The organism is Achromobacter sp. (assembly GCF_057314935.1).
Genome location: NZ_DBHKZA010000006.1, coordinates 1 through 14,903 on the forward strand (window position 1 = coordinate 1; position 14,903 = coordinate 14,903).

General features: G+C 65.6%; 10 protein-coding genes. 1 reads left to right on the top strand and 9 read right to left on the bottom strand.

Annotated features, from left to right (window positions below):
- Window positions 1–177: 177 nt before the first annotated feature.
- The 5 genes from ACO6D5_RS03435 to ggt all read right to left on the bottom strand — a co-directional run bounded on the left by ACO6D5_RS03435 (window position 178) and on the right by ggt (window position 7,208).
- Complete coding sequence (locus tag ACO6D5_RS03435; protein WP_485824655.1) at window positions 178–2,046, bottom strand: dipeptide ABC transporter ATP-binding protein; 1,869 nt, start codon at window positions 2,044–2,046, stop codon at window positions 178–180.
- 14 nt (window positions 2,047–2,060) lie between these two features.
- Entirely contained in the window at window positions 2,061–2,939 is an 879-nt protein-coding gene (gene nikC, locus ACO6D5_RS03440) for a nickel transporter permease (protein ID WP_006227378.1), read from the bottom strand.
- Window positions 2,936–3,880: an ABC transporter permease subunit gene (locus ACO6D5_RS03445; protein WP_315846028.1), complete on the bottom strand. Its 945-nt coding sequence runs from the start codon at window positions 3,878–3,880 to the stop codon at window positions 2,936–2,938. Before ACO6D5_RS03445 ends, nikC begins: the two co-directional genes overlap by 4 nt.
- A gap of 138 nt (window positions 3,881–4,018) precedes the next feature.
- Window positions 4,019–5,533 (bottom strand): ABC transporter substrate-binding protein, encoded by a 1,515-nt coding sequence (locus tag ACO6D5_RS03450; RefSeq protein WP_315846027.1) that lies wholly within the window; start codon window positions 5,531–5,533, stop codon window positions 4,019–4,021.
- Window positions 5,534–5,579: 46 nt separating this feature from the next.
- Window positions 5,580–7,208 (bottom strand): gamma-glutamyltransferase, encoded by a 1,629-nt coding sequence (ggt, locus tag ACO6D5_RS03455; RefSeq protein WP_315846026.1) that lies wholly within the window; start codon window positions 7,206–7,208, stop codon window positions 5,580–5,582.
- A gap of 101 nt (window positions 7,209–7,309) precedes the next feature.
- On the opposite strand from ggt, the gene ACO6D5_RS03460 reads away from it, so the two are divergent.
- On the top strand, window positions 7,310–8,212 hold the full coding sequence (locus ACO6D5_RS03460) for a LysR substrate-binding domain-containing protein (RefSeq protein WP_315846025.1): 903 nt from the start codon (window positions 7,310–7,312) through the stop codon (window positions 8,210–8,212).
- Between the two features lie 3 nt (window positions 8,213–8,215).
- Here ACO6D5_RS03460 and ACO6D5_RS03465 read toward each other — a convergent pair whose 3' ends face one another.
- From ACO6D5_RS03465 to ACO6D5_RS03480, 4 genes are all read right to left on the bottom strand, one after another.
- The gene (locus tag ACO6D5_RS03465) at window positions 8,216–10,387 is read right to left on the bottom strand and encodes a phosphocholine-specific phospholipase C (protein ID WP_485824600.1); all 2,172 of its coding nucleotides are present in this window, start codon (window positions 10,385–10,387) and stop codon (window positions 8,216–8,218) included.
- 35 nt (window positions 10,388–10,422) lie between these two features.
- Complete coding sequence (locus ACO6D5_RS03470) at window positions 10,423–10,608, bottom strand: hypothetical protein (RefSeq protein WP_006227372.1); 186 nt, start codon at window positions 10,606–10,608, stop codon at window positions 10,423–10,425.
- A gap of 20 nt (window positions 10,609–10,628) precedes the next feature.
- Window positions 10,629–12,635: a LamG-like jellyroll fold domain-containing protein gene (locus ACO6D5_RS03475; RefSeq protein WP_485824601.1), complete on the bottom strand. Its 2,007-nt coding sequence runs from the start codon at window positions 12,633–12,635 to the stop codon at window positions 10,629–10,631.
- A 227-nt stretch (window positions 12,636–12,862) separates the two neighbouring features.
- Window positions 12,863–14,830, bottom strand: coding sequence for a PhoX family protein (locus tag ACO6D5_RS03480; RefSeq protein ID WP_485824602.1), 1,968 nt, complete (start codon window positions 14,828–14,830; stop codon window positions 12,863–12,865).
- Between the last annotated feature and the right edge of the window lie 73 nt (window positions 14,831–14,903).

The window sequence follows — 14,903 nt, forward strand, 5'->3', positions numbered from 1 at the left end:
TGTTTATGATTATTCAGCGCCCTTGTGTGTTTCTTCATCCGATGCGGGCGCTTAGGCCAGCTTGACGCCGGCACCTACCCGCTGCCCCCCCCCCCCCCCCCCCCCCGGCGCCGACTGCACGTTAAGAACGCAACCGGCCAAACGCCGAATGCACCCTAAGCACCCGGCAACCCCGCCTCAATACACCCCAATGGCATGCCGCGCCACAAAATGCCCGTCACCCACGGCCACCAACGGCTCCACCAACGGATCATCCCCCAGCTTGCGCATCGGGCTGGGAATCTCGTCCACCAGCAATGACCGCTCCCGGTGCCGCCGCTGCGGATCCGCGATCGGCACCGCCGCCATCAGCTTCTTGGTATAGGGATGCTGCGGATTCTCGAAGATCGCGCGGCGCGGCCCGATCTCGACGATCTGCCCCAGGTACATCACCGCCACCCGGTGGCTCACGCGTTCCACCACCGCCATATCGTGCGAGATGAACAGGAACGACACGCCCAGTTCACGTTGCAGATCCAGCAACAGATTCACGATTTGCGCCTGGATCGATACATCCAGCGCCGACACCGATTCGTCCGCGATCACGACCTTGGGATTCAGCGCCAACGCCCGCGCAATGCAGATCCGCTGACGCTGGCCGCCCGAGAACTCGTGCGGATAACGGTCGATCATTTCGGGCAGCAGCCCGCACTTGTCCATCAGCCAGCGCACGCGGTCCTGCGCGGCCTTGCCGCGGGCCACGCCGTGGATCAACAGCGGCTCCATGATGGAATAGCCCACCGTCATCCGCGGGTCCAGCGACGCGAACGGGTCCTGGAAGATGAACTGGATGTGCTGACGCAAGGTCTGCATCGCGCTACCGCGCAACGCGCCGATGTTCTTGCCATCGAACTCGATCGTGCCGCTCTTGCTCTTGACCAATTGCAGCAGCGACCGGCCCGTCGTGGTCTTGCCGCAACCGGACTCGCCCACCAGCGACAGGGTCTCGCCGGGGTAGAGGTCGAAGCTGACTTTTTCGACCGCATGCACGCGCTTTTGCACCCGGCCCAGGATGCCGCCGGTGATATCGAAACTGGTCGTCAGGTCACGCACCTTCAGCACCGGCCCGTTCTCGCGGCGCACGGTGCTCGGCGCGGCCGCGGGCGCATCCACCAACGCGGCCGGATCGGCGACGTGGGCGGCTTCCTCCACTTTCAAGAGCGGGAACGGCGCGGGCTCGTCGGTGCCGTGCATCGCGCCCAGGCGCGGCACGGCCGACAACAAGGCGCGCGTATAGGCGTGTTGCGGGCGCGCGAAGATCTCGTCCGAACCGCCCTCTTCCACCTTGTCGCCGCGGTACATCACCAGCACGCGGTCGGCCACCTCGGCCACCACGCCCATATCGTGCGTGATGAAGATCACGCCCATGTCCATCTCTTCCTGCAGTTGACGGATCAGTTGCAGGATCTGGGCCTGGATGGTGACATCCAGCGCCGTCGTCGGCTCATCGGCGATCAGCAATTGCGGCTTGCACGACAACGCCATCGCGATCATCACGCGCTGGCGCATGCCGCCCGACAACTGGTGCGGATAGCGGTCCAGGATGGCGCGGGCCTCCGGGATGCGCACGCGTTCCAGCATGCGCAGCGTTTCGGCGCGCGCGCCGGCCGCGTCCAGCCCCTGGTGCAGCTGCAGCGCCTCGGCGATCTGGTTCCCGGCCGTGAAGCTGGGGTTCAGCGACGTCATCGGTTCCTGAAAGATCATCGCCACGTCGGCGCCGCGCACGCGTTGCAGCGTGGAGTCGGGCGCGTGGGCCAGGTCCAGCACCTCGCCGTTGCGGCGGCGCAGGAACATGTCGCCGTTGACGATCTTGCCGCCGCCGTACTCCACCAGGCGCATCAGCGCCAGCGACGTCACGGACTTGCCCGAACCGGACTCGCCCACGATGGCCAGGGTTTCGCCGCGATCGACGTGGAACGACACGTTGCGCACGGCTTCGACCGTGCGCTCGGGGGTCTTGAAGCGCACGGTCAGGTCATTGACCTGCACGACGCGTTTGGGATCCATGATTGCCATAGTGATTACTTTTCCTGACGCGGATCGAGCGCGTCGCGCAGCCCGTCGCCCAGCAGATTGAAGCCCAGCACCACCAGGAAAATGGCCGATCCAGGGAAGATCGACATCCAGGGCGCCTGGGTCATGAAGTTCTTGGCCGTGTTCAGCATTGAGCCCCACGACGGCGTCGGCGGCTGCAGCCCCAGGCCCAGGAAGGACAGGCTGGCCTCGGCGATGATGGCCGTGGCGATGGTGATCGTCGCCTGCACGATCAGCGGCGGCATCACGTTGGGGAACACGTGCCGGCCGATGATGCGCAGGTCGGATGCGCCCAGCGCGCGGGCGCTTTGCACATAGTCTTCGTTCTTCACCGCCAGCACCTGCCCGCGCGTCAGGCGCACGAACTTGGGCGCCGCCGATACGCCGATGGCGATCATCGCGTTGGTCAGGCTGGGCCCCAGGAAGGCGGCCAGCGCAATGGCCAGGATCAGGAACGGGATGGCCAGCAGCGCCTCGGTGGCGCGCGAGATGAAGCTGTCGGTCCAGCCGCCGAAGTAACCGGCCGCCAGGCCGAACGGCACGCCCACGACCAGCGCGATCAGCACGGACACCAGGCCAGCCATCAGGGAGGCGCGGGCGCCGTAGACCATGCGGCTGAAGATGTCGCGGCCGAGTTCGTCCGTGCCCAGCCAGTAAGACGCCGACGGCGCCTTGCGGATGGTGGTGAAACTTGTCTGCAGGGGGTCGTGGTTGGCGATGAACGGCGCCAGGACGGCCAGCAGGACGAAGAACGCCACGATGCCCAGACCCAGCATCGCGATGTGGTTGCGTTTGAATTTTCCCCAGGCGCGGTTGCGGCTGCGGGGCGGCGTGACGGCTGCGGCCGTTGCAGGAAGTGCGCTCATGAGTGCCTCAGGCGGGGATTGACGAGGATGTACAGAATGTCGGCCAGCAGGTTCATCAGGATGAAGCCCACCGCCACGCAGAGCACCACGCCCTGCACCACCGCATAGTCGCGCGTGAACACCGCGTCCACCACCAGCTTGCCGAAGCCCGGGATCGTGAAGACCTGCTCGGTCAGCACGGCGCCGGCCAGCAATTCGCCGAACAGCAAGGTCACCAGCGTGACGATCGGCATCAGCGCATTGCGCAAGGCGTGGCGCAGCACCACGCTGCGCGGCGACACGCCCTTCGCGCGCGCGGTGCGCACGTAGTCGGCGGACAGGGCCTCCAGCATGGAAGAACGCGTGTGCCGCATCAGGTAGGCCGCGATCGCCGTGGACAGCACCAGTGACGGCATCAGCATCGTCTTGATCGACAGCCAGAAGTCTTCCGCCGGCGACACGTAACCCGAGGCCGGCAATAGCTTCCACTGCACCGACACCACCATGATCAGGATGATCCCCAGCCAGAAATTGGGGATCGACATGCCGGACAGCGCCGCGATGTTGGCCCCCATTTCAATGGGTTTGCCTTTGCGCACCGCTGCGATGATCCCCATCGGGATGCCGATCAGCAGCGCGAAGAACATCGCCATCGCGGCCAATTGCAGAGTGACGGGCAGCTTTTGCGCGATCAGCGTCGTGACGGGCACGTCGGTGCGGAGCGACTTGCCCAGGTCGCCCTGCAGCACCTGGCCGGCCCAGGCCGCGTATTGCACGGGCAAGGGATCGTTCAGGCGGTATTTGTCGCGCAGGTAGTCCAGGACGGCCGGGTCGCGCTCTTCGCCGGCCAGTGTCAGCACCGGATCGCCGGGCAGGATTTTTTGCAGCATGAAGACGATCATCGACACCAGTATCAGTGTCGGTATCGCGACGACCACGCGGCGCAAGATGAGTTTAAGCATGTGGGAAAAACCGTAGAACAGGAACGGCGGACGGCGTCAGGCCAACATCGCCCGGCGCGCGGCCGCCGCAAAGAACCATTGAATGCGTCGTCGCGTTCAACGGCGCGCGGCGACCCCGGGGGCCGCCGCGCTTCGTCATTACTTCTGCGCGAACGTCACACCCTTCAGGCGGATCATGCCGTCAGGATACGGCGTAAAGCCCTTGACCTTCTTGCCCATGGCGAACGGCCACGGCTGGTAGTAGTTGTACACGCCCGGCAGCTCGTCCTGGATGATGGTCTGCGCCTGGTCGTAGATTTCCTTGCGGCGCGCTTCGTCGGGCACCGTGCGGGCCTCGTTCAGCAGCTTGTCCACTTCCGGGTTGCAGTAATGGCCATCGTTCAGCGCGCCCTTGCACGTCACGAAGGCGTGCACGTTGCCGTCGGGATCGACCCGGCCGGACCAGCCCAGCATCACGATCTGGAAATTGCCCGCCGACGATTCCTTCTGCAAGGCCGCGTACTCGGTCGGGCGCAAGGACAGGTCGAAGCCCGCTTCGGAGGCCATTGCCTGGACGATCTCGGCAATCGACGAGGTCGTGGTGTTGTTGCCGAACACGAGTTCAGCCTTCACGCGGTCGAATCCGGCCTGCTTGAGCAACGCCTTGGCCTTGGCCACGTCGCGCTTGGTGACCGGGAACTTGTCGCTGTGATAGGGGCTGGCCGGGGGGAACGGCTGCTGGGCGGGTTCGAAGATGCCGCCGCCTGCCACGTCGTTGATGGCGTTGCGGTCCAGCGCGTACTGGAACGCCTGGCGCACCAGCTTGTTCTTGAACGGGTTGTCTTCGGCCCGCTTGCCGTTGCCCACGTTAAACATGAACTGCTGGAAACCCAGCCCTGCCACCGGCGCAAACGTCAGGCTGGCGTCGTTCTTGACCTGCGGCGCGTCCGACGGATTCAAGCGCTCCAGCATGTCCAGGTCGCCCGCGCGCAGGTTCGACAGGCGGACCGTGGTGTCGGGGATGGGCAGGAAGGTGACGCGCTTGAAGGCGTAGTCCTTGGCGTCGTAGTACTGGTCGAATTTCTCGAGCACGATGCGGTCGTTCTGGATGCGTTCGACGAATTTGTACGGGCCCGAGCACACGGGCTTGCGGCCCACCGACGCGACGTCGGCGTCGGCGAAGGTCTTGGGCGACAGCATCATGCCGGCGCGGTCGGACAGCTGGGCCAGCAACGTGGCGTCAGGCTTCTTCAAGGTCAGCACCAGCGTGGACGCATCCGGCGCGTCCACTTTTTCGACCGAAGCCAGTTCACCCTTGCGCAGGCTGTCCGGCAGGCTCATGGCGCGTTCCAGGTTGGCCTTGGCCGCCGGCGCGTCGAACTTCGTGCCGTCATGGAACAGCGCGTCTTCGCGCAGCTTGAAGGTCAGCACCTTGTTGTCGGGGCTGAACGACCACGACGTGGCCAATTGCGGCACGAAATGCAGCTTGGGATCGATGTCCACCAGCTTGTCGCACAGCGACGTGAACACGATGCGGCCCACGTAAGTACGGGCGCGGTGGGGGTCCAGGACGTCCGGGTCTTCCTGCAGGCCGATCCGGATGTTCTGGGCGGACGCCACGCCGGCAGCCAGCGCCAGCAAGCTGGCGCCGAAGGTCATGGTCAAGCGTTTCATTGTGTTTTTCCCCTTGTTGCTTGCGAGCTTGAATGTAGAAGCCGGCTTAGAAGCCGACCGCCTGGCCGTCGCGGCGGCTGTCGCTGGCGGCGACATAACCCAGTTCGTTGTCGTTCTCGGACATGCGCCAGATGAACTGGCCGGCGCCGAAGTCCATATAGGGATCGTCAACGGACTTCAAAGCATGCCCGAGGTCTTTCAGGCCCGCAATGGTGGAAGCCTTCATATTGGTCTCGATATCCAGCGTGAAGTCGCGGTTGACCTTCCAGCGCGGCGCGCAGCAGGCGGCCTGCGGGTTCTGGTGGTAGTCGATCATGCGCACGACCGTCTGCATGTGGCCCTGCGGCTGCATGTCGCCGCCCATCACGCCGAAGCTCATGACCGGCTTGCCGCCGCGCGTCAGGAAACCCGGGATGATGGTGTGGAACGGGCGCTTGCCGCCCTCGACGACGTTCGCGGACTTGGGGTCCATCGAGAAACCGACACCGCGGTTCTGCATGCTGATGCCGGTGCCCGGCACGACCACGCCCGACCCGAAACCCATGTAGTTGGACTGGATGAACGAGATCATCATGCCGTTTTCGTCGGCGGCGGTCAGGTAGATGGTGCCGCCGGCGTGCGGGCGGCCGGCTTCGAAATGGGTGGCCTGGTCCAGGCGGATCAGCTTGGCGCGGCTGTCCAGATAGGCGTCCGACAGCATCTGCTCGGGCGTCACCTGCATGGCGCGCGGGTCGGCCACGTACTTGTACAGGTCGGCAAACGCCAGTTTCATGGCTTCGATCTGGATGTGCTGCGACTGCACGGAGTCCACGGGAATGTCCGACATGTCGAAGCGTTCGACGATGCCCAGCGCGATCAGCGCGGCGATGCCCTGCCCGTTCGGCGGAATCTCGTGCAGCTCGTAGCCGCGGTACGACTTGGAAATCGGCTTGACCCAGTCCGGGCGGTAGTTGCGCAGGTCTTCCAGCGTCATCGCGCCGCCGCATTCCTTGCTGAAAGCAGCGATGCGTTCGGCCAGTTCGCCTTCGTAGAAGTCGCGGCCGCCGGATTCGGCGATGCGGCGCAGCGTGTTGGCCGCGTCCGGGAAACGGAAGTGTTCACCGACCTTGGGCGCGCGGCCTTCGGGCATGAACGCCTGGGCGTAACCCGGCTGCGACTTCAGCTCTTCGGCGGCGGCATTCCATTTGTGCGCCACCACCGGCGGCACGGCGTAGCCGCGCTCGGCGATTTCAATGGCGGGCTCGAACAGTTGCTCAAACGGCAGCTTGCCCAGCTTTTCGTGCAGCGCGGCCCAGCCGGCCACGACACCCGGCACCGTCACGGCGTCCCAGCCGCGCTTGGGCTGGATAGCCAGGCCGTCCGGGCCCGTGCCGTACTTGGCCTTGAAGTATTCGGTGTTCCAGGCGGCCGGCGCCACGCCCGACGAGTTCAAGCCATGCAGTTCCTTGCCGTCCCAGACGATGGCGAAGCAGTCGCCGCCCAGGCCGCAGGAAACCGGTTCAACCAGGACGATCGTGGCGGCGGCCGCAATGGCGGCGTCCACGGCGTTGCCGCCCTTGAGCAGCATGCGCAACCCGGCCTGGGCTGCCAGCGGATGCGACGTGGACACCACGTTGCGCGCAAACAGCGGGATGCGAACGGAGGGATACGGGTTGACCCAGTCAAAGGTTTTCATTGGCTTGTCTCTAAACGGTCTGAACGGTTAAGCAGGCGAAGGTACTCTCGTGATCTAATTAAATCAATTTGATTTTTTGTTCCGTCATAAAAGAAAATTTTATGAGTACGATCCGGTTTTTGCGCACTTTCCTGGCCGTCGCCCATCACGGTTCCTTTTCCGAAGCCGCCGAGCAAGTGGCGTTGACCCAGGCCGCCGTCAGCTTCCAGATGCGGTCGCTGGAGGCGGAGCTGGGCCGCGAACTGTTCGACCGCAGCGGGCGTCTAGCCATTCTTAACGCAGCCGGCCGGGAATTGCTACCTGAAATCAAGCATTTACTGGATTTATACGACCGAATGCGGCTGCCGCGCACCGTGCCCGGCGAGCTTGCCGGCGCGGTGTCGGTGGGCAGCATCGTGTCCTGCATGGGCACCCTGTCCAAGGTGGTGTCGAGCCTGAAAAAGGCCCATCCGAAGCTGGACGTGCGCATCCTGTCGGGCAAGGCCAGCGAGCTGGCCGGCAAGGTCGAAGACGGCGAACTGGACGCGGCGTTCCTGGTGGAAGCCGGCCGCAAGATGGCCAGCACGCGCTGGACCCCGCTATATGAAGAGCAACTGGTGGTGATCGCGCCGGCCGCGGCCCCGGGCAAGGATGCCCGTCAGGTGCTGGCGAACAACCCGTTCCTGCGCTTTGACCGCACGCAGCGCACGGGCTTGCAGATCGATCGGCTGCTACGGCGCCTGGCGGTGCCGTTGAACGAATTCCTGGAGCTCAACGCCATCGAGACACTGGTGGAACTGGTGCGCCAGGAAGTGGGCGTGACCCTGCTGCCGCTGATCAACGGCTCGAACTGGCAGCACAGCCCGGAATTGCGCATCTTGACGCTGCCCGAAGACTTAGGCCCGCTTTCGCGGGCCATCGGGATGCTGGAACGGCGCGAACATGCGCGCCAGGGCATTACGGCGGCGATCTGCGAAGCTTGCGCCACGGCCTTCCGGGCGCGCGAACCGCAGACCGCCGCGTAGCCGTCAGCTTGCCATCGCCGGATCGGTCATCGAGGCCTCTCCGGTTTCGACGTGGCCGGCGAAGCGGCGCAGGTAGGACGGGTCTTCGGCCAGGCGGGCCGTGAAGTCGTACCAGTGGCCGCTGTTCTCCAGCGCCCAGTGCTGCTCCACCTTGCTGCCGGCCGGCACGGTCAGCGTCCAGCGCTCGTTGTTCGAGTAGTACGCGTTGGGCGTGACTTCGAACGTGCAAGCATCTTTGCCGCTGTTGATGAAGCTGACGTAGACGTCGCCATTGGCGATGTCGTAGCAGACACGGATTTCCGGGTCCAGCTGCGCCGTGCGCGCCAGCGCCAGGTCACCCGCGAAATGGCGGTGGTAACCGTTGGGGCCCAGCACCCACAGGTCGTACTTGCCACCGTCGGCGGCGGTATCCCAGCTGCCTTCCAGCTGCTTGCCGGCTTCCACCGTATAGCGGCGCGGCAGGCGGTCCAGATGCAGGCGGTCATACACATGGAAGACGGCCGCCTGCTTGCCCGTGTTGGAAAACACCAGCCACATATTGCCCGTGCTGGGCTGGCTGCGGCCGCTCGTGTGCAACTCGTAGGGCAAGGCGCGCGCGTAGCGGTGGCCCTTGTCCTGCACCGGGCGGGCTTGCGTCGTCGTGTCCGGCAGCGGCACGGCGGTCAGCGCTTCCTGGGCGGTGCGTTCCTGGTCGGACTTCGAGCGCGTCAGGATGTTCAGGTCAGGCAGTTTTTCGTTGTTCGGCGTGGCGAAGTTGAAGGCCGAGGTCATGTCCCCCAGCACGGCGCGGCGCCACGGGCTGATGTTCTCTTCCTTCACGCCGAAGCGGGCTTCCAGGAAACGCAGCACGGACGTATGGTCGAACGCTTGCGAATTGACCCAGCCCCCGCGGCTCCACGGCGACACCACGTACATCGGCACGCGCGGGCCGGGGCCATAGACGCGATTGTCGGCCGCGTCCTGGGCCGAGGCGTGCGTATGGCGTTCCAGGTCGGTGTTGACCGTGGAGGCGCCGGCCATCGAACCATCCGGGTTCAGCGACGGGGCGGCGGGCGGCGGCACGTGGTCGAAATAGCCGTCGTTCTCGTCGAAGTTGATCAGCAGGACGGTCTTGCTCCACACGTCGGGGTTCGACGTCAGCGCATCCAGCGTTTCCTGGATGTACCAGGCGCCCTGGACGGGGCTGGAGGGGCCAGGGTGCTCGGAGTACGTGGCGGGCGCCACGATCCAGGACACCTGCGGCAGCCTGCCATTGTTGACGTCGTCGCGCAGGGCTTGCAGGAAGCCGCCGTCGGGCATGGTGTTGGCCGTGCCCTTGTAAAGCGGATTGGCCGCGTCCATGCTGGGGGTCCAGGCCGGGTACGGGGCGCCGTTGGCGGAATTGCCGGCCTGCTCGTTGGCGCGGCGGTATTGCTGGAAGCCGGCCAACGGGTTGTCGCCGAAGTTCTCGGGCAGGTTCTGGTAGACCGTCCAGCTCACACCGGCCTTTTGCAGCCGCTCCGGGTACGTCGTCCAGGTCCAGCCGGTGGTGGACGCGCCCAGGCTGTCCCACTGGTTGCGGGTGGACGGGCCATTGCCCTGCGCCAGCGGGTCGTTGGTGCCGGTCCAGTGGAACAGGCGGTTCGTGTTGGTGCCGCCGTGCGTGGAACAGTGGTAGGCGTCGCACAGGGTGAACGCTTCAGCCAGCGCGAACTGGAACTCCACCTCTTTCTGGCGGTAGTAGCCCATCGACTGGTTCTGCTTGTAGCGCGGCCACTGGTTCATGCGGCCGCCATCCCAGGCCATCTGCGCATCCACGTAGTCGTGCGGCGTGCCGGACACGCGCTGGGCGTTGCCCTGCGTGCTGTCCAGGTGATACGGCATGACCACGCGCGTCCCATTGGTCTGTTCCCAGACCGAACGGTTTTGCGCCAGCGGGATCGTGATGCGGTCGCCAAAACCGCGCACGCCCTTGAACGTGCCGAAATACATATCGAACGAGCGGTTTTCCTGCATCAGGATGACCACATGCTCGACGTCGTTGATCGTGCCGGTGCGGTTGTTGGCCGGAATGGCCAGCGCACGGCGGATGGCGGGCGGGAACATCGACAGCGCGGTCAGGCCGGCGGTGGAGGCCGCGGCGTTGCGCAGGAAGCGGCGCTTGCCGGCGTGGATCGGGTCTTTTTCAGACTTCACGGATTCGTTTCCTATGACTCGGTAGGGAGCGCGGCTCAAGGCGCGCAACGCAGTTCGGGCTTGGCCGGGGTGGGCGGCACGGGCGTCGGGGTTTCGGTCCCGCCGCCGTTGTCGGGCTTGCTGTCGTCGCCGTCATCGCCGCCGCAGGCGGCCAGGGTGGCGGTCAGCATCAGCACCGCGCCGACGCGCAGCAAACCGCGCAAGATCAAGGAGTTGCTCATGGTTTTCTATCCTAGGAACATCAGGGAAACAGTTCGGAAACGGACTTGCCGGACATGGCCAGCGACTTCACCTCGGCCTCGGTCAGGGCGCGCGACCAGAAGGCCAGGTCGTCGAAGTTCATCGTGTACGGGCCCTTCGTGCCGGCGCAGCAGATGCCGTAGGTGCCGCGGCCGTCTTCGTTCAAGCCAATGTGCGGCCCGAAGACGCCGGCCACTTGCGCCAGGTTCACCGAACCCGTGGCGGTCGAGCGGCGCGTGAATCCCAGTTCGCTGTCGTAGACCGAGGCCGTCATGGTCTTGGCGGTCTTGTCGACGGTCATGGCGATGTAGACCGGCTTGTTGGGCGTGAACTTCACACCGTTGATGTCGACGCGCGACCCGCCGCCCGCCAGGTTGAAGCGCAGTTCGGGACCGGCCCATTGAGCGATGGTGATGCCGGGATTGCCGCCGGAGTTGTAATCCTTGTTGCCCAGGATCGAGCGGTCGTTGGCCGTGCCGTCGGACTGGAACCAGAAGCCGATCGTGAAGACTTGCAGGCTGTCGAGCAGGCCGGCCGGGTAATCCAGCTTGAAGGCGCCCAGGGCGGCCGAACCGCGTTCGTTCTTGAACATCTTGCCGAACACGCCCGCATCGGCGAAGGCCGGGGTCTGCACGCCGTCGTACGGCGTGATCACGCCGCCGCCCGCCGCGATGTCGGTCACGTTGCCTTCGAACGGGAACAGCATGGTGAGGCCGGTGCGCAGCGACGGCAACAGCACGACGGGCTTGGCATACACCACCGTGGCGCGCGTGGCGCTGACGGCGCGTCCCGCGGACACGCTGTAGTTCAACGTATGCACGCCCTCGGTGTCGAACGAGAAGCCCGTATCCGCGTATTCCGTGGCCGTGCCCGGCAGGCGCGCCACTTCGGCGCCGTCGCGGCTGACGACGATTTCGCCATCGGGCTCGCCCACGCGCACCCAGGACAGCGTCACGGTCTTGTTGTCCATCGACGTGCGGGTCGCCACGCGGCGCAGCGCCAGCGGCTGGGACAGCGGCGTGCCCGCCATGTCGTACTGGCCGTCGGCCGGCAACGCGCCCAGATGCGCCAGCATCGTCGGCGCGACGTCGGCCGCGCTGGGCAGCGCGTACCAGTTGCTGTCCCACACGCCATCGAACGATGCATCGTCGGCCGTGCCGCCCAGCATCGCCGGCTGGTTCGTCGCCAGCATGATGGTCTTGTTCGACGACAGCGGCAGCCCGTCGACGGTCCCCGTCTTGCCCAGGCCGTGGCTCGTCGCCACGACGATCAGCCAATTCTCGTTGGGGTTCGCGGCGCGGCGGTCGGCGATCTGTTTGGCCAGGACGCCCACGGCGGCGTCCGTCTGGCGGATCACGGCCTGGTAGTTGGCGCCGAAGCCACTGTCCGACGCGGCGCGTTCGGCGGCGCCGAACTGGGCCACGACCACGTCGTAGCCTTCGGTGATGCGGTCGCGCGCCTGGGTGGCGACGCAGTCGTCAACGCCCGCGCAGTCGGTGGAGGCTTGCAGGTAGCCTGCATCGCGGTCGCTGCCGACCAGGCCGGCCAGCAACGTCGAGTTGAAGGCGCCCGCCAGGCGCGCATCGGGTCGCGCCGCCTTGACGCGCTGGAACAGGCTGGGCGATTTCATCGCCTGGCCTGCGGCGTCGGACCGCACGCCATGCACATCGGCCCATTGGCCGGTCAGCAAGGTGGCCCAGCCCGGAGCGGCCAGCGTAGGCTGCTGGGTCACACCGCCCGTCACGCCGCCCGTCCAGGCGCGCGTGAGGGTCAACTGCCCGATGTTGGACAGGGTCTTGTCCGCGACGCCGCGGCGCATGGCGTCATACGTCAATCCATCGACGCCGATGAACAGCACCTTCTCGACGGCCGGCTTGCCGGGTTCGGTCACCGGCGGCGTCGTGGGAGGCGCCTCGGCGCCGTCGTCATCGTCGCTGCCCCCACAGCCCGCCAACGCGCTGGTAGCCAGCAACATGGCGCACCATCTTCTCCAATTCAATGCTTGCATGCTTATCTTCTCGTTTCATGAACAGGGTTTTACGCTGCGCACATAGTGGCGGTTCAACGTGAAGGCCCCATGAAACAAAGGGCAGAAAGCTTGATCGACGGATCAGGAATCTTTTGCGAAAAAAGCGGATGCGCCGCGCATGAAAAAGGACCGGCGTACCGGTCCCGGGAACTGCAGCCGGAGCGGCGCCTGCGCCGCCCCGTCTCGCATGCGCTGACGCGCGTGGCTTACGCGCCAATCTTCACGCCGGTCAGATAACCGACGGCCGCGCCGAAGCCGTCCTTGTAGTTGGCCTTGACCAGCGGTTCGAGCGTCGGCCGCACCACCGCGTGGATGGCGCCCCAGTCGGCGGCGTGCTGGAAGTTGCTGGTGATGTAGGTCCAGCCGTTGATCTCGTCCACGGCCTGCAGGCCCGTGGATTCCGCTGCCACCGGGCACGACAGCAAGCGCGACAAGGCCTTGGTGTCGACGTTGTAGGCCCACATGAAGTTGTTGACGTGGCCGCCACTGTCCTCACCGACGAACAGCGTGCGCAGCTTTTCCGAGAACTTCAGGTTGTCGGGGTTCGAGATGAAATCGGCGTCATGCGTATTGCCCAGCGCATCCGGCGTGGCCAGCGGCTTGCCGATTAGTTCCGTCACGGCACCCATGTCCACCGGCACCCATTCGCTGTCGATCGCGCTGCCGTCGGTGTCCACCTGGCCTGCCTTCATGTGCAGTTGGTACACGGCGCCGGCCGAGTTGCCTTCAACCTTCAGGCCCGGGACTTTGCCATCGATCATCGACGATTCCACGCGCGACATGGCGCTGTAGGCGATCTTGTCGCGGGCGTTGACGGTCGTGCCTTCCATCTTGGTGAAGGCCAGCGTGCCGCCCACCATCGCCGCGTAGCGGTGCGTTTCCAGAAAGGCCGCGGCCTGGCGGCGGCCGGGCTGCAGCTTGACCCAGTTGTCTTTGCCGCTATAGCGGATCTTGGTGAACGACGCGTCGGTCGGGTCGACGGTGCGCACGTCCATGATGTCGGCCGCCGCCAACTGGTCAGCCAGTTCCTTGACTTCGGCGCTGGTGGCGTGGCCCAGCTTGATCCACTTGAGCGTGCCGGCGCCCGGGCCCGTGCCCGAGGTCTGCGTCCATTGCGCCACGTACAGCGTGCCCGCCGACAAGTCCGCCTTGCGGTCGGCCACGAACATGAACAGCCCGCCGTTGGTGGCGTCATCGCCCATCAGCGCGGTGCGCTGGTCAGGCATCATCTGCACCAGTTCATGCGAGATGCGGCCCATGCAGTAGTGCTTCTTGATGGTGCCCGTGCCGTCCGGATGCACGGTCACTTCCGGCATGTGGCCGTAATGGTAGGGATTGGCCTTGGCGGGGTCGCCGTAGACATTCTGGCTGTAGGTCTGGAACGACGCCTGCGTGCGGGCGACCGTCGCGTCCGGCTCGTACTCTTCGCTGGACAGGTGGGTGCCCCAGGGCGACAGGCTGGCGCCACAGGTGATCCACAGGCCATGTACCGACGACGTGTCGACGTTGCTGTATTTCACCAGGCTGAGCTTGCCGGTGTTCGGGTCTTGCGACAGGGTCAGCACGGCGATCGGCGACGGCAGCAGGCCATACATGTCGTTGCCGGCCTGATCCATCGACTGGTATTCGAACTGCACCACGGCGTAGACCGCGTTGCCGGCCACGCCGGCGACCTTGGTCGGTTCCGACAGCGCCAGCAGCGACGTGCCGTCCGGACAGTTCGAGAAGAACTGGCGCGCCTTCGCAGGCACCGAGTTGTCCATGATGGGCGCGCCGGCCAGGTTGAAGTAACCACCGGCCACCATCGTGCCGCCCTTGCCGTCCGGCACGGCGTCGCCCGTCATGAAGAACGGCTCGTAGCCCAGTTCGACGGTGCGCTTGGAACCGTCGCTGAAGGTCAGCGCCAGCGCCGAGCTGACGGTCGTGCGCGCCATCAGTTGCGGCGTGGCCAGCGTCGGCGCGGGCATCGACGTGAAGGCGGCGGACGTGAAGGTCACCGGCGTGGTCGGCGGATTGGGGTTCGGATTCGTCGAGCCATCGCTGTCGTCATCGTCGTCGCTCGAATTACAGCCGGCCAGCAGCGCAGCCATGCTGACGCCGCCGATCGGCAGCATCGGCGCGCCTCCCAGCATCTTCAGGAGTCGGCGGCGATTGGCTTGATTCGTATCTTGCATGCGGGTGTCCCAGTTGGATCGGATGAATGCTCGCCCCAAAGGTTGAGCGTTGCCGGCATGCTAGATAGGCGCC